We start from the raw sequence: 19,781 nt of genomic DNA on the forward strand, positions 1-19,781 counted from the left end.
GCCACGCCCCCAGCAGCCCCGCCGCCACCAACAGCGAACCCACGAAAAAAATCCTGAGCCGCGCCACCGTTCGTAAACGATGACGCGACTCAGGACAAGGGCGGTAGCGGCGGGATTCGAACCCGCGGTACGTTTCCGTACACATCATTTCGAGTGATGCACCTTCGGCCGCTCGGACACGCTACCGCCGGACAGCTTAACCATCGCGCCATCTGCCGTTCAAACCCGGCCGCCCCTGACGCGAGTCAGGTCACGTGCCGGATCCGTCGCACTGCCGGGCCACCATGACGTTCCCGGTGGCGTGCAGAAGCGTCGCGTGGGCAGTGGAGCCGAACGGCCCTCGGCTCACCCCGCGGTGGCCCATCACCAGGATGCGCGCCCCGGCGGCCGCGGTCAGCAGCGCGTCGGGCACCGAGCGGCCCTCGAGCAGTCCGGCGTCCACGGTGATCCCGTCGTGCCGGCCGCGCGCCCGCTGCACCGCCGCCTCGAGCAGCCCGTCGGCATCGGCCGCCGCTCCCCCGGCGCGCACATGGACGATGCGCAGCGCCGTGCCCCAGGCGGCGGCCAGGTCGGAGGCCGCGTCCACGGCCTCCTGGCCCGCCTCGGACCCGTCGACCGCGGCGAGCACGGGACCGGCCCGGTGCTGGTCGGAGCGGATGATCGCGACCGGACAGCCGGCGTCGTGGAGGATGCCGCGGCTGACGGAGCCCAGCAGGGTGCTCATCACGGCGCCGAGACCCCGGGTGCCGACGACGAGCAGATCGGCGGTCACCGAGACCTCGCCGAGCACGTCGCGGGGATTGCCGGGCAGCAGCTCGGTGCTCACGGCGATCTCGCGGGTCACGTCACTGACCGCGTCCACGGCGTCATCCAGTACGCGCAGCGCCTGGTTGCGGGGGCCGGCGGGGTCCATCACCGGGACCCCGGTCATGCCGTGGCCCAGCATCGGCAGCGTCCAGGCGTGGACCAGTCGCAGCGGTCTGCGCGTGTCCCGGGCGAGCTCGGCGGCCCAGCGCACGGCGCCCGCCGACGCCGTCGTGTCGTCGTAGCCGACCACGATGCTTGCGGTGAAATCCATGGTCCACACCTCCCCGTGCGGCCCTGCCTCGTGCCCCCAGGATACCGTTCACCGAGCCGCCGCCCACGATGCAGATCCAGGACACCTGCCGCGACTACGTTCAGCGAGCATGAACTCCTCCTCCCATGCCCCCTCCGCTCCGTCCGCTCCGTCCGCTCCGTCCGCTCCGTCCGCACCGTCCCGTCGCACGCTGCTCACAGCGGCCGGCGCCGTCGCCGTCCTCGCCCCGCTGTCCTTCACCGGGCGTGCGGCCGCGGACCCGGGCGCCTCCGGCGACACCGAGACCCGCACCCTGACCGGCCGTTTCGAGATCGGCGCCCCGGATTTCGCCGAGATCCCCGTCGAGGTCCCGCGCGGGGTCTCCCGCCTGCACGTGGCCTACTCCTACTCGAGCCCCGAGGTGCCCGACGGGACGCCGGGCAATGCGCTGGACATCGGCATCTTCGATCAGAACGGGACGAAGCTGGGTGGACGCGGGTTCCGCGGCTGGTCCGGCGGGTTCCGCACCGAGTTCTTCCTCAGCCGCGCCGAGGCGACGCCCGGCTACCTCGCCGGGGACATCGACGAGGGCACCTGGAACGTGCTGCTCGCGCCGTACCAGGTGGCACCCCAGGGCATGGACTACGAGGTGGTCGTCACCCTCACCTACGGCGACGCCGAGGAGGCCGACGAGCCGCAGTACCCGCCGCTGCAGGCCCCGGGCCGCGGGCGCGACTGGTACCGCGGCGACGCCCACCTGCACACCGTCCACTCCGACGGGAAGTACACACCCGAGCAGGTCGCGACCGCAGCCCGCGAGGCGGGACTGGACTTCATCGTCTCCACCGATCACAACACCACCAGCTCTCACGGGGTGTGGGGCCCGCTGGCCGGTGATGACCTGCTGATCCTCACCGGTGAGGAGGTCACCACGCGCCACGGGCACTGGCTCGCCCTGGGGATGCCCGCCGGGGAGCTCGTCGAATGGCGTTACCGCAACCGGGACGACGAGTTCGACCGCTACCGCAAGCAGGTCCAGAAGACCGACGCCCTCGCCGTCTCGGCGCACCTGTACTGCCCGTGGATCGGGTGCGAGTGGAAGTTCGGCCTCGAGGATCTCGACGCCACCGAGGTATGGACCGGCCCCTGGGGCTGGGACGACGAGACCGCCGTGTCGACCTGGGCGAACCTCCTCGCCGAGTCCGCGCGCGGCAAGGGTGGCAAGCGTGGCGGGACGGGGTCGTGGTTGCCGGCGATGGGCAACAGCGACGCTCACAGCCCCGGCGACTCGGTCGGGTCGCCCCACAACGTGGTGCTGGCCGACGGTCTCTCCCGCGACGCGCTGCTGGCCGGCATCCGAGCCGGCCGCTCCTGGCTGGCCGAGTCGGCGGACATCGACCTGTCGCTCCTCGCCTCGGCCGGCGGGGCCGAGGCAGGCATCGGCGACAGGCTCGACGTGGACCGCGACGAGACGATCACCGTGACGCTGGAGGTCGCCGGGGTGCCCGACGGGACGGTGCGCCTGCTGACGGATCAGGGACAGCTGCTGCAGACGGTGCTGGCCGGGGACGGGCGCGGCACGATCACCTGGACCACGGCCGCCGAGGTCAGCGCCTTCGTGCGTGCCGAGGTGCGCCATCCGCTCGAGGACGGCTCCGCCGGTGGCACCACGATGGGGCCGACGGCGGGCTTCGGGGCGATGGCAGCGCTGACGAACCCGATCTGGCTCGGAGCGCTCTGACAGGACCACGGCGCTGTACCCCGGTAGGCTCCGTGCGATGACGATCAACGGTGTCCTGCCCGCCCTGCTCACCGCGTACGACGACGATGGAGCTGTCAGCGTCGACCGGACCCGGTCGCTCGTCACCCGGCTCAACGAGGCCGGCGTCGACGGGTACTTCGTCACCGGGACCTCGGGCGAGTACTACCTGCTCAGCGTCGAGGAGCGGCTGCAGATCCTCGAGACCGTCGCGGACGTGGCGAACGGACGCGAGGTCGTCTTCCAGGTCGCCCACTCCGACCAGCGCGCCGTGCGGGAGCTCGCGCGGCGAGCCGCCGACAGCGGCGCCACGGCCATCAGCGCCTCCATCCCGATCTACTACGGCTATAGCGACGACTCGCTCGCCGCGTACTTCCGGGACGTGCGCGCATCCAGCAACCTGCCCCTCCTCGGCTACACGATCCCGGCCTCCACCGGCCGCACCCTCGGTGCCGACCTGATCTGCGACCTCGCCGCCGAAGGGGTCCTGGACGGGCTCAAGTACACCTCGAGCGACCTCGCGGTCCTCGCTCGGATCCGCGCACGGGTCCGCGACGACTTCTCGATCCTCATCGGTTCCGACGAGCTGCTGGTCGCGGCTCTGTCACAGGGCGCCGACGGTGCCATCGGCGCCACCTTCAACCTCGCCCCCAAGCTGTACACGGAGCTGTACCGCGCCGTCGGCGCCGGAGACCTCACCGAGGCGCGGCGCCTGCAGGCGATCGCCGTGGGGATGCTCGACGCCCTGGCCGGTGGCGGCGAGACGTTCCCGGCGCTGAAATCGGCCATGCGCTCCCGCGGCGTGGATGTCGGCCAGGCCCGCTTCCCCATGGCCCAGCACGACGGCGAGGACGACGCCCGGGTCGCCGCCGCCCTCGCCGAGGTCGACGGCCTCGCTGAGCACCTCATCGGCTGACTCTGCCTGCCTCTGCCTGACTCCGCCGGCCCGGATCTGCGTGTCGCCGCTCAGATCCCCAGGTCGACGCGGCGAGCACGCCGGCCATGCGCGTCGGCCCCGGCCTGCGCACCCCGCGCCCCGGCGGACCGCCGCCGCAGCAGGTCGTGCAGGAACAGAGTCGCCATCACGGTCTCGGTGACGATGAGTGCGAGCGTCGCGCCGACCGCGCCGGCCCATAGGACGGCCGGGATGCAGAGCGCCACATGGACGACTGCGCCGATCGCGGTGAGGCGCGCGACCAGGCCGTACCGGTGCTCGGCGTTGGCGTGCAGCGTGAGCACCGTCGTGATCCCGGCGATCATGATCATGACGCCGACCAGGCGCGTCGGCCAGATCGCCCCGACCATGTCCGCACCGAGGTACCAGGGGATCACCCAGCCGGCCCCGATCGCCAGGCAGGCACCCGCCGTCCCGTACGCGGCCACGACCCCGAGGCTCACGAAGCGGCGCATCCCCGCCACATTCCCCGCCGCCATACGCGGCAGCATCGCATCGACCACTCCCCGCATCACCCCGCGCACGGCATTGCCGAAGCGCTCGGCGGCGCCGAAGAAGGCCACCTGGGATGGCGCCGCGAAGGCGCCCAGGGCCAGCGAGCTCGTCGAGGCGGTGACCACCACGGTCGCATTGGAGACGAACAGCGGCGCCGAGTCCCGCAGCGCCGTCGTCACGCCCAGCCGGGTCACCCACACCACGCGCGCCGATCCCCACACGCGCACGAGCAGCCACCAGGTGATCACCGCAGCGAGCGCCTGAGGGGCCAGCTGCCACGCGACGGCGAGATCCATGTGCGCCGGATCGCGCACGGTCAGCAGCAGACCGCCGAGGGCGATGATCCGCGACAGCGACATCACCAGGGCGAAGGTGAGCATGCGGCCCATCGCCTGCAGCATCCAGCCCGGGTACCAGGCGCCGGCGAGCACCAGCAGCAGGCCCAGCATCATCGCGCCCGCGTGCTCGTGCAGCCCGGGGACGACGAGGGTCACCGCGATCATCACGACCGTGCAGACCAGCCAGATCAGGGTCTTTGCCCACACCGTCTCCATGAGCACCTGCGACCGCTCCGCGACGGTGCGGGCGAGGCTGGCCCGGCGCAGCGCGCTGATGCTGAATCCGAAGTCGGTGACGTGGATGACGACCTGCAGCACTGCCAGCAGCAGCATCACCACGCCGAGGTCGGCGACCCCCAGCACCCGGGCCAGGAAGGGCAGCGAGACCAGGGGGTAGGCGAAGCTCGTGAGGTAGCCCAGGGCGATCGTCACCGCGTCCGTGCCGGCACGGCGCCGGGAGTCGGGCCCGTTCACCGTCCCATCACCGGCCCGACGGGGCTCACGGAGCGCACCACCTGGAAGGATTCGGCCGACGACAGCCCGACCTGGCTGCCGCGGAAGCCGGCCAAGGATTGCAGAGCCCGCGCCGACCGCGGCCCCGGGTCCGGCTGCAGCTGAGAGGCGAAGCAGCGGAAGGCGTCGATCTTGGTCCGGACGGTCTCGGTGATGTCGACATGCCAGGACGGGGTGAACGTCGGCTCGGCCCCGGGAGCGTTCCAGAACGTCTCCGAGACGGTCTCGTACATGGCGACCGTCCGCAGATCCCGGCCGGCGCCGACGGGCCGGGTGACCACCATCGAGGCGTCGAACACGGTGCGGTGGTCGACGTGCCGGTCCGGGAACGGGATCAGCGCGAGCGTGGGCCGGTGCTCCTCGACCAGGGCCTGCAGCGGCCCGTTCAGCGTGGTCACGGCACCGCGCGAGAGCTCGACCGACGGCAGGTGCAGGAACTCCGAGACGGCGACACCGAGGAGCGCATGTGCCTCCCGCGCCTCCGCCTCGACCTCCTCGGCGATGCCGGCGGGGTACGTCGGCGGCAGATCCGAGCAGACCACGACGACGACCACCCTCCAGCCGTCGCCGGCCAACCGGGCGATGGTGCCGCCCGCTCCGAGCACCTCGTCATCCGGGTGCGGGGCGATCACGAGGGCGCAGGGTGCGTTCATGCGGTCAGGGCTCCTTCCCGCCGCCGGTCACGGCTGCCGGTCAGCGACATCTCGATCCGGTCGCAGACCTCGTCGATCTCCCGCGGCGAGGACGCTGGGGAGCTGGGCACCACGAGGGCCGTCGCGAACAGCCGCTCGGCGGTGCCGTCGACCAGGCGGGGGAAGCGGGAGGGGTCGGCGCACAGCGGCTGGACGTGCAGGGGCGTGAACAGCCGGCGGGTCTCGATGCCGTGGCGACCGAGCTCGTCGCCCAGCTCACCGGCGACGATGCCCGAGTCCAGGACGAGCGCCGTGAGCCAGCAGTTGTCGCCGGCGTCGTCGCCACCGAGGATCCGCAGCCCGGGCACGCGTTCGCACAGCGCGCGGTAGCGCTCCCGATGGGCGCGGCGCGCGGCGAGGAACTCGTCGAGCCGCCCCAGCTGCGCCATCCCCAGCGCGGCCAGCACGTTCGAGAGCCGGTAGTTGAACCCGTGCTCGCGATGAAGGTAATGCGGGACGTCCTCCCGGGCCTGGGTGGACAGGAACAGCACCCGGTCGGCGAGCTCCTCGTCGTCGGTCAGGACCGCCCCGCCGGCGGAGGCGGTGATGATCTTGTTGCCGTTGAAGGAGACCGCCGCCGCTCGCCCCTGCGACCCGGCGGGACGCCCTGCCCGGGTGGCGCCGAGGGACTCCGCGGCATCGACCAGCAGCTGCGCACCGTGCCGGGCGGCGATCGCCCCGAGGCGGTCATGATCGGCGACCTTGCCGTACACGTCCACCGGCAGCACCGCGGTGATCGGTCCGCCGACGCGAGCGGGGTGCGCGAAGGCGGCGTCGACGAGCTCGGGTTCGAGGTTGCCGGTGTCGTCACAGTCCACGAGCACCGGAGTCGCCCCGGTCTGCGAGATCGCGTTGAGGGTGGCGACGAACGTGAGGGTCGGGCAGATGACCCGGTCGCCGGGGCCGACGCCGGCGGCCAGCAGCTGCAGGTGGAGAGCGGCGGTGCCGGAGGCGACCGCGACGGCGCGGGCACGGCCGGTGCGCTCGGCCAGCGCCGCTTCGAAGCGTCGCAGGTCCGGGCCGGCGGGAGCGATCCAGCCGCCGGCGATCGCCTCGCCGACGGCTCTCTGCTCCGCAGGGCCGACGGTGGGGACGGACACGGGGATGCGCGGGCCCATTCAGCTCACCGCCATGATCTGCTGGGGCTCCGCGGCCGCCACGGCAGCCGGCTCGGGCGTGGTGAACAGCGGGTCGTACCCCGAGGGGATCATCAACTCGCGCACATGATCGGACCACTCCTCGACGCCGGGCAGGGTGGCGGGGTCGATCGAGGCGCAGCGGACCCGGCTGATGCCGTCGTGCTCGGTGCGATCGAGCTGCTCGTACTCGGAGAACAGCTCCTCGTGGAGCTTCTCACCCGGCCGCAGGCCGGTGTACACGATCGCGCACTCGACGCCGGCGAGCTCCGCGATGGCGGTGGCGACGTCCACCATCCGCACCGGTCGGCCCATGTCCAGCACCAGGGTCTCCCCCGGCGCCCCGACGGTGACGGCGGAGAGCACCAGCGAGGAGGCCTGCGGGATCGTCATCACGAACCGCGAGACCTCGGGGTGGGTGATGGTCAGCGGGCCGCCGCGGCGCACCTGCTCCACGAACGTGGGCACCACGGAGCCGCGCGATCCCAGCACGTTGCCGAACCGCACCGAGACGAACGGCAGGCCGGTGCGCTCGGCGTAATGCGCGGTCAGCGCCTCGGCGACCCGCTTGGAGCGGCCCAGCACGCTGGTCGGGCTGGCGGCCTTGTCGGTCGAGATGTTCACCAGCCGCTCGGCCCCGTGGCGGGTCGCGGCCTCGAGCACGTTCCGGGTCCCGTGCACGTTGGTCATCCAGGCCTCCCGCGGGTAGCGCTGCAGCAGCGGGAGGTGCTTGAGCGCGGCGGCGTGGACCACCAGCTGGGGCCGGTGCTCGGCGAAGACCGCGTCCAGGGCGCGGGGATCGCGGATGTCGGCGAGGACGGTGTCGGGCGTGTCCAGCAGGGCGGCGCCGTTCATCGACATCTGCAGCTCGTGCAGCGCTGACTCATCGCGGTCCAGCAGGGACAGCCGGGCGGGATCGAGGCCGCGCAGCTGGCGGCACAGCTCCGATCCGATGGAGCCGCCGGCGCCGGTGACCAGCACGCGCTTGCCGGCGACCAGCTCGCGCACCGGGCCGAGGTCCGGCGCCATGGTGGTGTGGCCGTTCAGTGCTGTGAGCCGGCTGGTCAGGGCGGACATGTCGAGTCCGAAGGGGGTCAGCGGGCTCGTGGCGGCGGGGTCGCGGTCGAGGGAGTCGGGGCCGTGTCCACGGCCGAGCAGTCTGAGAATCATGACGAGAGTCCTTCCTGGCGGCGGGGAGTGAGGGCGAGAGCGAGGAGCAGCGGGACGGTGAGACCGGCGAGCGCTCCGGCGGGCAGGATGATGAGGGGGTCGGGGTCCTCGGGACCGGTGGGCAGGGTCGCCTCCTGGACGAGGGTCGCGGCGACCTCGATAGAGTCGGTCGAGGTGCTTTCGATGGACGTGGCCAGCGCCGTCGCTGCGGCGTCGGCCGTGTCCTGCGCCTCGGCCGCGGTGTCACCGGTGCCGGTGATGGACAGGACCATCGAGCCCGGCGTCGCCCCGTAGGACACGCTCGACTCGATCTGGTCGCGGGAGAGGTCCTGGCCGAGCAGTTCGCGGATGTCCTGGTGGACCGCATCTGCGCGACCGAGATCGACATAGGTGGGCAGCCGTTCATCGACGAAGACCGTCGCGCTGAAGCCCGCGACGTCGCCGCCGGGCATCTCGGCCTCCACCAGCACCCCGGCCTCCGAGCTGTAGGTCCTCGGCAGCAGGGCCAGGGCGATGCCCGCGGCCACGAGGCCGACGACCAGCCCGATCAGCAGCCACGCCCAGCGGATGCGCAGCACTTCCCAGAATCTCTCCGACGTCATGCTGATTCCTCTCCGATAGGTACGCCGACCTGGCGATAGGCCGCGAAGGAGTCCTCCGCGAGATGGGTGAGGCCGAAGCAGGCACGCACCCGGGCCCGGGCGGTCTCGCCCAGGGCCCGACGTCGTGCCGGATCAGCGGCCAGCTCGCCGAGGGCCTGCAGCAGGCCCTCGGCGTCCGCGCGCAGCAGCCCGGTGACGCCGTCGATGACCACGTCGGCCATGCCGGTCACGTCGTGGGCGAGGACGGGGACACCGAGCGCCTGCGCCTCGAGCACCGCGATCGGCAGCCCTTCACCGGCGCTGGTGAACAGCAGGACGTCGGCCCGGGAGAGCTCGGCGAGCAGCGCGTCCCGGTCCAGCCAGCCGCTGACCTCGACGTCCGGGCCCAGCAGGTCGCGCTCGCCCTCCCCCAGCCAGCGGAAGACGGTTCCGGGATGCTGCTCGTGCCAGCGGCGCGCGACGGCGTCGAACTCGCGGGGCCGCTTCTGGGCGGCGATCCGGCCGACGTGGACGACGCGCAGGTCGCCGCCGGATGCGGCCCCGGCCTCGGGCCGGGGCAGGGCGGCGAGCTGCTCCGCGTCGACCCGGTTGCGCAGCACGGCGGTGCGGGCGCGGGGCAGGACCCGCTGCGCCAGGCGCTCCTCGGTCTCGGAGACCAGCAGCAGGCGCGGGCCCAGCAGGGTCCCGGCCCGCTCCAGGGCCGTCAGCACCCGACGGTGCAGGGTGCCGGCGTCGCTCCGGTCGAACGCGAAGCAGTGGGGGCTGTAGACGGTGCGGCCCCGGTGCCCGGTCAGCACCGCCACGGCCCGCCCGATCATCCCGGTGCGGGAGGAGTGGAGGTGGACCAGCACGTCCCGTCGGGCCGTGAGCTCGGCCGTGGCGCGCACCAGCAGGGCCGGCAGGGCGGTGCGGGGGCTGCGGCTCCAGCGCAGCACGGTGACGCGGTCCCCGGCGAGCGCCTGGATCCGCTCCGGGGAGGGCGAATCGTGGCGGGGGACGTAGGCGAGGGTGACGTCGATCCCCGGCACGGCGCTCTGGGCGCGGGCGAAGGTGGTCACGGCGGCGAGCACGCCGGAGGAGGCGGCATCGGTGATGTGCAGGATCGACGAGGTCATGACCGCCCCCGATGCAGGTGCACCATGAGGACCAGCGGGAGCAGCGGGGTCAGGTGCTTGAGCGCGGAGCCGTAGTCCGGCTCGAACAGCGCCTGGACCACGAGGAAGGCGAGCAGCAGGGAGGCGGCGCGGGTGGCTCGCGGGGAGCGGGCGCCGACGAAGCGCCCGCCGAGGACGGGCACCAGCACCAGCGCCCACACCACGACGATCGCGATGCCGCTGGCCAGGTGGAAGGCGTCCCCGGAGACCAGCAGCTGCACGGGCACCACCATCAGCGCGAGCATGGCCAGTGCCGCGAGCACGCCGAGGGCCCCTCGGGCGTCCGGGGCGACGCTCTGGATCAGGGTGTTCACCTGCTCGCCGGCGCGCTCGGCGTTCGACCACTCGCGCGCCCCCTGCAGCCCGTGCCCGAGCACCGCCTGGAACAGGGGCTGGAGCACCGCGTAGGCGGCGGCGGGCAGGGCGACCAGCAGCAGCGGGTGGGCGGTGCGCGGCAGCAGGATCCGCCAGCCGATGTACATCACGGCGATGATCAGCCAGTACGGGCGCAGCGTGGCCCCGTAGGCGAGCGCTCCGCCGATCACGGCCAGCTCGCCCATGGCCGTGCTGAGCCGGCCGCGCCCGTCGGGGATCACGACGACGAGCATCGCGACGCCCAGAGTGACCAGCTCCTTGGAGTACTGCGCGAGATAGGCCAGCGCCGGCACGAAGAAGGCCATGGTGACCAGCAGTGACGGCATCGAGAGCCGGGCGGTGCGCTCCCAGCCCACGGCGAGCAGGATCCCGCTGCAATAGAGCGCCACGCCGAGCAGCGCGGCCAGCGGCGGCGCCTCCCCGAGCCCGGCCAGCGCGTACAGATGGCCGACGCGCTCGAACGACTCGGCCTCGTCGACGAGGCTGCCGCCGTGGATCGTCAGCTCCAGCAGGCCGTCGTCCCAGAGGAAGTGTTCGGGGAGGTACGGCCTGATCCCGAGGGAGGCCATCAGCGCGCCGGCTGCGGCCAGCAGCACGAGGATCTGGTTGTCGATGCCTGCTTCACGGATCGCTCTCATGCCAGCACCTCGCAGGCGGCGGCGAACTCGTCGGCCATGGCGGTGGTGCGCACGTGGCGGGCCCGGTGGGACATCTCGGCCCAGGCGGCCGGGTCCTCGGCCAGCTCGAGCAGACGGGCGGCGGAGCGGGCGGCGTCGCCGTGGTGGTGCAGGGCGTGGTCGCCGTCGCGGGTGTCGGAGGCGAGGTCGCCGACGGGCGTGAGCAGACTGACCATCCCCGCGGTGAGCGCCTCGTGGGCCGCCATCGCGTAGCCCTCGAACTCGGAGGTCTGGATGAACACGTCGGCCTCGGCGGCGGCGCGGGCGATCGCGGCACGATCGGCGGGACCGGTCAGCGTGACGGCGTCGGCGAGCCGCCGCCGGATGATCTCGGCGCGCAGGTCCGCCAGGCCCCCGCTGTCGGGGCCGATGATGGTCAGGTGCGCCCCGGCGGGCGACTGCTCGCGCAGCTGCGCCAGGATCCCGAGGGCGACGTCCAGGCGCTTCTGCGGGGCGATCCGCCCCCAGGTCACCAGGCGCAGCTGTGCCCGCAGGGCGGGGGCGGCCGCGGTGTGGGCGGGCAGGGGTGCCGCGTCGGGACGCACGAGCACGGCGGGGTGGCGGGCGCCGGCGCGGCGCAGGATCGGCTCGGCGAGCAGGTCACGGGCGGCGATCGAGTCGCACAGCACGAGGTCGGCGCGCGGGAGGGCCCAGTGATGGACCAGCCGGTCCACGGGCTGGGTGAAGCGGGAGTTGTGGACCCAGATCGCCCACGGCCGCCTGCGCCCCAGTGCTCGGGCGAGGGCGCCGACAGCCACGCTGCGCCACAGGGAGGTGACCAGCACGTCGGGGTCCCAGCGGCGGATCTGGCGCAGCACAGCGAGGGCGGAGAGCGGGGAGTTCAGGCCGGAGCCGGCGACGTCGGCGGTCAGGACGGCCTGGTCCGGGTCCGCCGCGGCGAGGACGGCGATGCGGTACTGGATCCGCTCGTGGTCGGCGAGCTCCTCCCGCAGGTGCGCGGCCGCGGATTCGACGCCGCCGACATGCGTGCTGTGGATCAGGTGCAGGATGCGCATCACACGGCTCCGTCGCTGGTCAGGACGGCCTTGAAGGTGCGCAGCAGGATCGTGAGGTCCAGCAGCGGTGACCAGTTGTGCGCGTAGTAGACGTCGAGCTCACGGGCCTGCTCCCAGCTGAGCCGGGAGCGTCCCGAGACCTGCCACAGCCCGGTCATGCCGGGGCGGACCCCGAGGCGATGCTCGGCGTCGCCGTCGTAGAGGGCGACCTCCGCGGGCCGCTGCGGGCGGGGACCCACCAGGCTCATGGTGCCCTCGAGCACGTTCAGCAGCTGCGGGAGCTCGTCGATCGAGCTGCGGCGCAGGAACGCTCCCAGGCGGGTCACCCGCGGGTCCGCGGAGACCTTGAACAGCGGGCGGCCGTCGGCGTTCTGCTCGCGCAGCAGGGCCTCGAGCTGCGCGTCGGCATCCTGGACCATGGTGCGGAACTTGTAGATCTGGAACGGCTTCCCGTCCAGACCGATGCGCTCCTGCCGGTAGAGGGCGGGACCGCCGTCCTCACGGCGGACCGCCAGGGCGGTTCCCAGCAGCACCGGGCCCAGCAGCACCAGCAGCGCCGCGGCGCCCAGCACGTCGAGGGCGCGCTTGCCCACCCGGGTGAGCAGGCCCGGCCGCGGGGGCGTCAGCAGCAGGCCGGGCCCGTGGGCCGTCATCAGCAGTTCGGTGCGCGAGCTGCGCACCCTGCCGGTGGGCTGGTGCAGGAGGAGCTCCACGCCGTCCCGGCGCAGCGCCCAGGCCAGCTGCTGCACGGTGCGGTCCGGGATGCCCGGCAGCAGCTCGACGCGGTCGGCGCCGCCGCGGGCCACGTCGTGCAGCACGGCGGCGACGACGACGCCGGGATCCTGGAGGGTCTCGGCGGAGAATCCGCGCACCCGCTGGGAGCGGCCGTGGCGGTGGCGGACGATCTCCGCCGCCGGGCAGACGATGATCGCCCGCGGCGGCACGGTACGATCGAGGACGAGACGCACCAGCGGCGTGCTGGCCCAGTGCGCGAGGGTCAGGGCGAGCAGCAGCACAGCCACGTCACCGCGCACGGTCTGCCCCCACAGGGCGGAGTGGGCGGCGAGGGCGGCGAGGGTGAACGCGGTCGCCACCAGCAGCGGCGCCGACCGGTGCCGCTCACCACGGCGGATGTCGAAGGCATGAGTCGCCAGCGCCAGCACGAACCACGCGGCTCCCGCGCCGAGCACCAGGGGCTCGGTGCCCACCACGGCCAGAATGCCGGCGGTGAGCCCGGCCGCGATCAGCGCGGCCAGGCCCCGGCGCCGCAGTGGGGAGGTCAGGATCGGCCAGGGGAGAACGGGGTGCGAGGGCAGGGCAGATTGGATCGTGGACACGATTCCTCCGACTCGGCACGGACAGGGATGCGGGCCCCGGCGACTGGCCCGGAGCACTTCCGCAACGTAGGCCTGCCGGGACCCGGATCACACCGGCTGGAGGCATAACCCGGTACGGGGTACGGGGAGAACCCGGTATTGAGGGGCGGGTACCCCTGTGCTGGGCACTGGGGTACCTGGTACTCTCCGTCCAGCTGATGCGGTCACGTGTCCAGAAAACGGAATCGACCTGCCATGCCCACTGCTGACTCCGCACTCCCGCCGATCTACGGGCGCGACCTCGCCCTCGACAGCGCCCGTGAGCTCGCCACCCGGGTGCTCGGTTACAGCGCCCAGGCCCTCACCATCGAGGGGCCTCCCGGCATCGGGAAGTCCACACTGGTCAAGCGCATCGCCGCAGAGCTGCGCCACCAGCAGACCTGGCGCGTGCTGGTCATCTCGTGCATGCCCGGGGACGCGGCGTACCCCGGCGCCGTCGCCGATCGCATCGTGGCGTCGATCGAGGCACCGGTGACCTCCACCGATCCGCTCGGGCGGATGATCGAGGCCTTCAACAGCGAGGCGATCGCGACCTGCCTGATCATCGAGGACGTGCAGTGGATCGACGACGCCACGGCCGAGGCCATGTGGCACATCGCGGAGACCTACCAGAGGGCCCGGGCGTTCTTCATCGTCACCGCCCGCACGGGCAGCTCGCCGTTCTTCGACCGCATCAGGTCCATCGCGACGACGGAGGTGCACGGCAGCCACCTCACCCTGCACTCGCTGGACGAGACCGCGATCAAGCATTTCGCCGGCGACAAGCTCGGCGTGCCCGTCCCCGATGAGTTCGCCGTGCGTCTGCACGGCGCGACCGGCGGCTCTCCGCTGCACGTCGCCATCGTGCTGGACCGGCTGATGGCCGCCGGTCCCGGCGAGCGCGATCTGGAGCTGGCGATCAGGAGCCTCGAGACCGACGTCTCGCAGCGGGCGGGCCGGTTCGACCGCGCCGTCCCGCAGATCCTCGTCGACGCCGACCCCTCCACCCGCGCCGTCCTCGAGCTGCTGGGCTTCGCGGACACCACGCTGCCGTCCTCGCTCCTGGACGAGGCGCTCGAGTCGCAGGGGCTGGCGCCGTTCTGCGAGCCCACGCTGCTGGCGACCGGGCTGGTCACCCTCGTGGACGAGGATCATGTCCGGCTGGTGCACGCCATGGTCGCGCGGGCGATCCGGTTCGCCACGCAGCGCAACCGCCGGGCCGTCGTGCACGCGGTGCTCGCCGAGCACGGCACCCGCGCGGAGCGGCTGCGGCACCGTCTCGCCCTGCTGAGCAGGCCGCCGTCCCCGCAGGCGACCGCGGAGCTCGTCGGCGAGCTCGCGGAGGAGGGCTACGCGGCCCTCGAACGCCACTCGTTCGACGTGGCCTTCGAGATGCTCGCCGCCGCCTCCTCCTTCACCCCCGACCCCGATCTGGTGGCCGCCGCGACCCGCGCGGCGGTCTCCGCGCACCGTCCCGCTCTGCTGCGGCAGCTCGGAGCCTCGGCACTCGCCGCCGCCGACCCGCAGGTGCGCGGCGCCATCCAGACGCTGCTGGCCATCGAGGACCATTCGCTCGCCGACAGCGTCCGCCACCTCGAGGCGGCACTGCGCGCGCCCCGCTCCACGGACGGCACCCTGCTGCTCGGCCACACCGCCTCCTGGGCCGCGCGCCTGGCAGGATCCCTCGGGGAGTTCCACGTCGGCCGGCACGCCTTCGACGTCGTCGTGGACCAGCTCGCGGAGCTGCCCGACGCCCCGCCGGCGGAGGTCGCCAGCCTGCGCGGCATCCTGCGCTGCTGGGCACTGTTCGCCGACGGCGACGGGTCGTCCCGAGCCGGCATCACGGCCGACATGACCGCGATCGCCGAGGAGCTGGCCGCCACGCCGGGCACCGAGCCCGCGCAGCTGGCCATCAGGAGGATCATCGGCTCCCTGCTGCACCGCCAGGGCCACCCGGGCACCGCCCGCGAGCTGCTGGTGACCTCGTTCTCCTCGTCCGCGGAGGGCGCGTTCGCCATCCACACGCAGATGTGCCTGGCGCTCATGCACTTCGACGCCGGGCTCCTCGACGAAGCGCACGACGCGGCGCTGCACGCCCTGGGCGGGACCCTGCTGACCCCCGAGGACGCCGGCGCCCTGTTCGCCTACGCCGTCGCCGCGCTCACCGCCGGCATGCGCGGCGAGACCGATCGCGCCCAGCGCTTCCTCCGGCGCATCGACGGCTCGCCCTCCGCCCTGCGCACGACCACCGGTCTGACCGCAGTGGAGGAGCTGGCACGGGCCTGGCACGCCGTGCGCGCGGGAGACGACGCGGCGGCGACCGAGCACCTGCAGACGATCGACGAGAACGTCTCCGGCTGGCGGCTGGTCGGCCTGGCCCCGGCGATGATCCTCGCGCGGTCCCTGGCCGCGACGGGGCGCACCGGCGAGCTGCCCACCCTCATCGACCGCATCGAGGACCCCGCGATCCCCTACGCCGAGCGGGCCCGCGCGGGCATCGCCTCGTACGCGCGGGCGCTGCTGGCGGCCTCGCGCGGGGACCGGGAGGACGCGGCCCGTCGGCACCTCGACGCGGTCGAGCACTTCGACGCCGTGCCGCCGCTGCGCCCCTCCCTCGCCGGCCTGCCCGGCGGCGGGCTGCGCCTGTACCGCGCCTTCGCGGCACTGGACGCCGCCCGTCACGTCTTCTCCGACGCCGGCGCCTCCGCCGCGGCGAGGGAGCGCGCCCGGCTGCTGGCCATCCAGGCGGCGAATGCCTTCGCCCGGTCCGGGCTGGAGCGGCTCACCGCGCAGGCGAACAGCCTCGCCGTGCCGGCGGCGCCGGTGGAGGACCAGCCGGAGCGCCCTGCAACGCGCAGCGCCCTGCCCCCGGTGCTCGCCTACCTCACCAAGCGGGAGCAGCAGATCGCGATCATGGTGGGCGAGGGCCTCAGCAACCGGGAGATCGCCGAGTCGTTGTACATCTCCGTGCGCACGGTCGAGTACCACGTGCGCAACACGCTCGCGAAGCTCCGACTCTCCTCGCGGGTCGAGCTGCGCCGCATCGTGCGCGGTCCGCACCACGGCGAACTTAGGGAGGTGGCCGTAGGCTCGCGTCCATGACCGACGCTCTGCCTACTTTGCCCACGCCGCCCACGCCGCCCGTCCCGCCCCGCCGCCCCACCGAGCGGATCGTCCACGGCGACACCGTCGTCGATCCCTACGAGTGGATGCGCGACAAGACGAACCCTGAGGTCATCGCGCACCTGGAGGCGGAGAACGCCTACGCCGACGCGCGCACCGCGCACCTGGCCGGGCTGCGCGGGGCCCTGGTGGGCGAGTTCGTCGGCCACACCCAGGAGACGGACCTGTCCGTCCCGGTGCGCCGGGATCACTGGTGGTACATCACCCGCACCACGGCCGGCAACGACTATCCCGCCTTCACGCGGGTGGCGGACACCGGCTCGATGCCGCAGGTGGAACCGGGCACCATGCTCGAGGGCGAGCAGGTGCTGCTGGATGCGCAGGCCGAGGCCGCCGGCGCGGAGTTCTATTCCCTCGGCGGGCTCGCCCCCTCCCCCGACCACACCCTGCTCGCCTACGCCGTGGACACGGCGGGCGATGAGCGCTTCACGATCCGCATCAAGGACCTGAGCTCTGGGGAGATCGTCGACGAGGCGGTCACCGAGGCCGGCTACGGCCTGGCCTTCTCCGCCGATCAGCAATGGCTGTTCTACGCCCGCGTGGACGAGGCCTGGCGCCAGCACCAGATCTGGCGCCACCGCCTCGGTGCGGCGGCGGAGACGGACGAGCTCGTCCTCGAGGAGAGCGACGAGCGGTTCATGATCGGCTTCGACCGCTCCCGGGACGGCTCCACCCTCGTGATCCAGGCGGGTTCGACGACGACGTCGGAGGCCTGGCTGCTGGACCTGGCCGACCCCACCTCGGCGCCGCGGCCCGCGGGTGGCCGACGGGACGGCGTGGACTACACCGTCGAGCATGCCGGGGACCGTCTGCTGATCGTGCACAACGCGACCGCCGAGGGATTCGCCCTGGCCGAGGCATCGCTGCAGGACCCCTCGGCCTGGACGGATCTGCTGGTCGCCGGTGAGGGCGAGCGCCTGCTCGCGGTCGAGGCCTTCGCCTCCTTCGCGGCGCTCGAGCTGCGCAGCGGCGGGCTCGCGAGCGTGCGGCTGCTGCCCCGCCGGGCCGACGGGTCCCTCGACCTCGAGGCCGCGCGGGAGGTCAGCCACGGGGGCGAGCTGGACACCGTCGAGCTCGACGCGAACCCGAACTGGGACCAGACCTCGCTGCGGTACGAGCTGACCAGCCTGCTCACCCCGCCCACCATCGCCGAGGTCGATGTCGCCGGCGGCGAGGTCAGCGTCCTGCGCCGCACCCCGGTGCCGAACTACGACCCGGAGCTGTACGTGGAGCGGCGGGAGTGGGCGCGAGCGGCCGACGGCACCGCGATCCCGATATCCCTGGTGGCCCGGCGGGAGGTCGCCGCCGACGGGACCGCTCCGGGCTACCTGTACGGCTACGGCTCCTACGAGGTCTCCGTGGACCCCTCCTTCGTGCCTACCCGGCTCTCGCTGCTGGACCGCGGCGTGGTGGTGGCCATCGCCCATGTGCGCGGCGGCGGGGAGATGGGCCGGGCCTGGTACGAGCACGGCAAACTGCTGGAGAAGAAGAACACCTTCAGCGATTTCGTCGCCGCGGCCGAGCACCTGGTCGAGACGAGGCTGGTGGCCCCGGACCGGCTCGCCGCCGAAGGGCGCAGCGCCGGCGGCCTGCTCATGGGCGCCGTCGCCAACCTCGCCCCGGAGCGGTTCCGGGCCATCATCGCGGGGGTCCCGTTCGTCGACACCCTGACCACGATCCTGGACCCGTCGCTGCCGCTGACGGTCGGCGAGTGGGAGGAATGGGGCAACCCCGTCGACAGCGCCGAGGTGTACCGGTACATGAAGGGGTACACCCCCTACGAGAACGTGCGCGCGGTGGACTACCCCGCGATCTTCGCCGCCACCTCCCTGAACGACACCCGCGTCTTCTTCGTCGAGCCCGCGAAGTGGATCGCTCGGCTGCGCGAGACGGTCACCTCGGATCCGGCCGAGCGCCCGATCCTGTTCCGCTGCGAGATGGTGGCCGGGCACGGCGGGCGGTCGGGCCGCTACCGCAAGTGGGAGCAGCGGGCCGACGAGCTGGCCTGGCTGCTCAACCAGCTCGGGGCCACGAGGCTGCTGTGACTTCTTGACACGTAATGCACGTCACCTTACGCTCACGGCGAGGCGAAAACGTATCGAAACTTTTCGCCAGTCGACGAAGGAGACGACATGAAGCGACGCCAGATTCTCACCGCCGGCGCCCTGGGTGCCGGGGCCCTGGCCGCGGTGCCCGCCGCCGCACAGGCCCGAGGCCCGAAGCAGGACGACCGGGGCAAGCGCACCCCGCCCGGCCTCGCGAAGAAGGACACCCTCGCCTTCGCCGCCGGGAAAGAGCTGAAGATCGGCTCCGCCGTGGCCGGCGGCGGACACCACACCAGCCAGCCGTACCCGCCGCCGTTCACCGACGACGAGACCTACCGCGAGCACCTCGCGACCGAGTTCACCTCGCTCTCGGCCGAGAACCAGATGAAGTGGGACCACCTGCGCCCGGACCGCGACACCTTCGCCTTCGCCGATGCCGACGCGATCATGGACTTCGCCACCGAGCACGGCCAGGACGTGCGCGGGCACACCCTGCTGTGGCACAGCCAGAACCCCGCCTGGCTCGAGGAGGGCGACTTCAGCGCCGACGAGCTGCGCGCGCTGCTGAAGGAGCACATCGACACGGTCGTCGGCCGCTACCGGGGCCGGATCTCCCAATGGGACGTGGCCAACGAGATCTTCGACGACGACGGCAACCTGCGCACCAGCGACAACATCTGGATCCGCGAACTCGGCGTCGAGATCGTCGCCGACGCGTTCCGCTGGGCGCGCGCCGCCGACCCGGGCGCCCTGCTGTTCTTCAACGACTACAACGTCGACGGGATCAATGCCAAGTCCGACGCGTACTACGCGCTGATCCCGGACCTGCTGGCCGACGGGGTGCCCGTGGACGGCTTCTCCGCCCAGGGGCACCTGTCCATCGAGTACGGGTTCCCCGGCGACATCACCGAGAACCTGCAGCGCTTCGCGGACCTCGGGCTGCACACCGCCGTCACCGAGCTCGACGTGCGCATGCCGCTGCCGGACGGCGCCGAGCCCACCGAGGCCCAGCTCGCCCAGCAGGCGGACTACTACCGCCGTGTCACCGAGGCCGCGCTCGCGGTGGACGGCTGCGACTCCCTGACCCTGTGGGGCTTCGTCGACACCTACTCCTGGGTGCCGGCGACCTTCGAGGGCCAGGGCGCCGCCTGCGTGCTGTGGGAGGACTACACCCGCAAGCCCGCCTATCACGCCGTCCAGGACGCCCTCGCCGAGGCCAGCGGCCGCGCGGACCACCCGGCTCTGCGGGACTGAGGACG

At 72.8% G+C, this 19,781-nt stretch carries 15 protein-coding genes and 1 tRNA gene; 5 read left to right on the top strand and 11 right to left on the bottom strand.

Going from position 1 to position 19,781, the window contains the following annotated elements; all coding sequences use genetic code 11:
- Nucleotides 1–101: 101 nt before the first annotated feature.
- A tRNA-Ser gene (locus tag ACFQRD_RS12460) sits at nt 102–186 on the bottom strand.
- Between the two features lie 64 nt (nt 187–250).
- Nucleotides 251–1,078, bottom strand: a complete 828-nt coding sequence (locus ACFQRD_RS12465) for a universal stress protein (protein WP_377804387.1) — start codon at nt 1,076–1,078, stop codon at nt 251–253.
- Between the two features lie 109 nt (nt 1,079–1,187).
- Here ACFQRD_RS12465 and ACFQRD_RS12470 point away from each other — a divergent pair, with 109 nt between their 5' ends.
- Entirely contained in the window at nt 1,188–2,798 is a 1,611-nt protein-coding gene (locus tag ACFQRD_RS12470; RefSeq protein ID WP_377804389.1) for a CehA/McbA family metallohydrolase, read from the top strand.
- Nucleotides 2,799–2,835: 37 nt separating this feature from the next.
- Complete coding sequence (locus ACFQRD_RS12475; protein ID WP_377804391.1) at nt 2,836–3,732, top strand: dihydrodipicolinate synthase family protein; 897 nt, start codon at nt 2,836–2,838, stop codon at nt 3,730–3,732.
- Between the two features lie 50 nt (nt 3,733–3,782).
- On the opposite strand, the gene ACFQRD_RS12480 is transcribed toward ACFQRD_RS12475, so the two are convergent.
- From ACFQRD_RS12480 to ACFQRD_RS12520, 9 genes are read right to left on the bottom strand one after another with little or no spacing between them, the layout of a single operon-like run.
- Nucleotides 3,783–5,078, bottom strand: a complete 1,296-nt coding sequence (locus ACFQRD_RS12480; RefSeq protein WP_377804393.1) for a lipopolysaccharide biosynthesis protein — start codon at nt 5,076–5,078, stop codon at nt 3,783–3,785.
- Entirely contained in the window at nt 5,075–5,770 is a 696-nt protein-coding gene (locus ACFQRD_RS12485) for a PIG-L deacetylase family protein (protein WP_377792609.1), read from the bottom strand. Before ACFQRD_RS12485 ends, ACFQRD_RS12480 begins: the two co-directional genes overlap by 4 nt.
- Nucleotides 5,767–6,909: a DegT/DnrJ/EryC1/StrS family aminotransferase gene (locus ACFQRD_RS12490; protein WP_377804395.1), complete on the bottom strand. Its 1,143-nt coding sequence runs from the start codon at nt 6,907–6,909 to the stop codon at nt 5,767–5,769. Before ACFQRD_RS12490 ends, ACFQRD_RS12485 begins: the two co-directional genes overlap by 4 nt.
- Nucleotides 6,910–6,927: 18 nt before the next feature.
- Entirely contained in the window at nt 6,928–8,115 is a 1,188-nt protein-coding gene (locus ACFQRD_RS12495) for a polysaccharide biosynthesis protein (protein WP_377804397.1), read from the bottom strand.
- Nucleotides 8,112–8,717 carry a hypothetical protein gene (locus ACFQRD_RS12500; protein WP_377804399.1) on the bottom strand — a complete coding sequence of 202 codons (606 nt, stop codon included), beginning with the start codon at nt 8,715–8,717 and terminating at the stop codon, nt 8,112–8,114. The genes ACFQRD_RS12495 and ACFQRD_RS12500 overlap by 4 nt, the downstream gene beginning before the upstream one ends.
- Nucleotides 8,714–9,832 carry a glycosyltransferase gene (locus ACFQRD_RS12505; protein WP_377804401.1) on the bottom strand — a complete coding sequence of 373 codons (1,119 nt, stop codon included), beginning with the start codon at nt 9,830–9,832 and terminating at the stop codon, nt 8,714–8,716. The genes ACFQRD_RS12500 and ACFQRD_RS12505 overlap by 4 nt, the downstream gene beginning before the upstream one ends.
- Nucleotides 9,829–10,884 (bottom strand): hypothetical protein, encoded by a 1,056-nt coding sequence (locus tag ACFQRD_RS12510; protein WP_377804403.1) that lies wholly within the window; start codon nt 10,882–10,884, stop codon nt 9,829–9,831. Before ACFQRD_RS12510 ends, ACFQRD_RS12505 begins: the two co-directional genes overlap by 4 nt.
- Nucleotides 10,881–11,939 carry a glycosyltransferase family 4 protein gene (locus tag ACFQRD_RS12515; RefSeq protein WP_377804405.1) on the bottom strand — a complete coding sequence of 353 codons (1,059 nt, stop codon included), beginning with the start codon at nt 11,937–11,939 and terminating at the stop codon, nt 10,881–10,883. Before ACFQRD_RS12515 ends, ACFQRD_RS12510 begins: the two co-directional genes overlap by 4 nt.
- Entirely contained in the window at nt 11,939–13,276 is a 1,338-nt protein-coding gene (locus ACFQRD_RS12520; protein ID WP_377804407.1) for a sugar transferase, read from the bottom strand. Before ACFQRD_RS12520 ends, ACFQRD_RS12515 begins: the two co-directional genes overlap by 1 nt.
- Before the next feature lie 234 nt (nt 13,277–13,510).
- On the opposite strand from ACFQRD_RS12520, the gene ACFQRD_RS12525 reads away from it, so the two are divergent.
- From ACFQRD_RS12525 to ACFQRD_RS12535, 3 genes are all read left to right on the top strand, one after another.
- On the top strand, nt 13,511–16,396 hold the full coding sequence (locus ACFQRD_RS12525) for a LuxR C-terminal-related transcriptional regulator (RefSeq protein WP_377804409.1): 2,886 nt from the start codon (nt 13,511–13,513) through the stop codon (nt 16,394–16,396).
- The gene (locus ACFQRD_RS12530) at nt 16,393–18,522 is read left to right on the top strand and encodes a S9 family peptidase (RefSeq protein WP_377804411.1); all 2,130 of its coding nucleotides are present in this window, start codon (nt 16,393–16,395) and stop codon (nt 18,520–18,522) included. The genes ACFQRD_RS12525 and ACFQRD_RS12530 overlap by 4 nt, the downstream gene beginning before the upstream one ends.
- An 87-nt stretch (nt 18,523–18,609) precedes the next feature.
- The gene (locus tag ACFQRD_RS12535; RefSeq protein WP_377804413.1) at nt 18,610–19,776 is read left to right on the top strand and encodes an endo-1,4-beta-xylanase; all 1,167 of its coding nucleotides are present in this window, start codon (nt 18,610–18,612) and stop codon (nt 19,774–19,776) included.
- The last annotated feature ends 5 nt before the right edge of the window (nt 19,777–19,781 follow it).

Origin of the sequence: Brachybacterium sp. GCM10030268 (genome assembly GCF_042666305.1) — a bacterium.
Taxonomy (GTDB): domain Bacteria; phylum Actinomycetota; class Actinomycetes; order Actinomycetales; family Dermabacteraceae; genus Brachybacterium.

What these genes read in the sequence shown, in the direction of transcription:
- ACFQRD_RS12500 (WP_377804399.1), bottom strand. Translation starts at nt 8,717, where the DNA reads ATGACGTCGGAGAGATTCTGGGAAGTGCTGCGCATCCGCTGGGCGTGG.
- ACFQRD_RS12510 (WP_377804403.1), bottom strand. Translation starts at nt 10,884, where the DNA reads ATGAGAGCGATCCGTGAAGCAGGCATCGACAACCAGATCCTCGTGCTG.
- ACFQRD_RS12475 (WP_377804391.1), top strand. Translation starts at nt 2,836, where the DNA reads ATGACGATCAACGGTGTCCTGCCCGCCCTGCTCACCGCGTACGACGAC.
- ACFQRD_RS12505 (WP_377804401.1), bottom strand. Translation starts at nt 9,832, where the DNA reads ATGACCTCGTCGATCCTGCACATCACCGATGCCGCCTCCTCCGGCGTG.
- ACFQRD_RS12465 (WP_377804387.1), bottom strand. Translation starts at nt 1,078, where the DNA reads ATGGATTTCACCGCAAGCATCGTGGTCGGCTACGACGACACGACGGCG.
- ACFQRD_RS12515 (WP_377804405.1), bottom strand. Translation starts at nt 11,939, where the DNA reads ATGCGCATCCTGCACCTGATCCACAGCACGCATGTCGGCGGCGTCGAA.
- ACFQRD_RS12530 (WP_377804411.1), top strand. Translation starts at nt 16,393, where the DNA reads ATGACCGACGCTCTGCCTACTTTGCCCACGCCGCCCACGCCGCCCGTC.
- ACFQRD_RS12525 (WP_377804409.1), top strand. Translation starts at nt 13,511, where the DNA reads ATGCCCACTGCTGACTCCGCACTCCCGCCGATCTACGGGCGCGACCTC.
- ACFQRD_RS12485 (WP_377792609.1), bottom strand. Translation starts at nt 5,770, where the DNA reads ATGAACGCACCCTGCGCCCTCGTGATCGCCCCGCACCCGGATGACGAG.
- ACFQRD_RS12535 (WP_377804413.1), top strand. Translation starts at nt 18,610, where the DNA reads ATGAAGCGACGCCAGATTCTCACCGCCGGCGCCCTGGGTGCCGGGGCC.
- ACFQRD_RS12495 (WP_377804397.1), bottom strand. Translation starts at nt 8,115, where the DNA reads ATGATTCTCAGACTGCTCGGCCGTGGACACGGCCCCGACTCCCTCGAC.
- ACFQRD_RS12470 (WP_377804389.1), top strand. Translation starts at nt 1,188, where the DNA reads ATGAACTCCTCCTCCCATGCCCCCTCCGCTCCGTCCGCTCCGTCCGCT.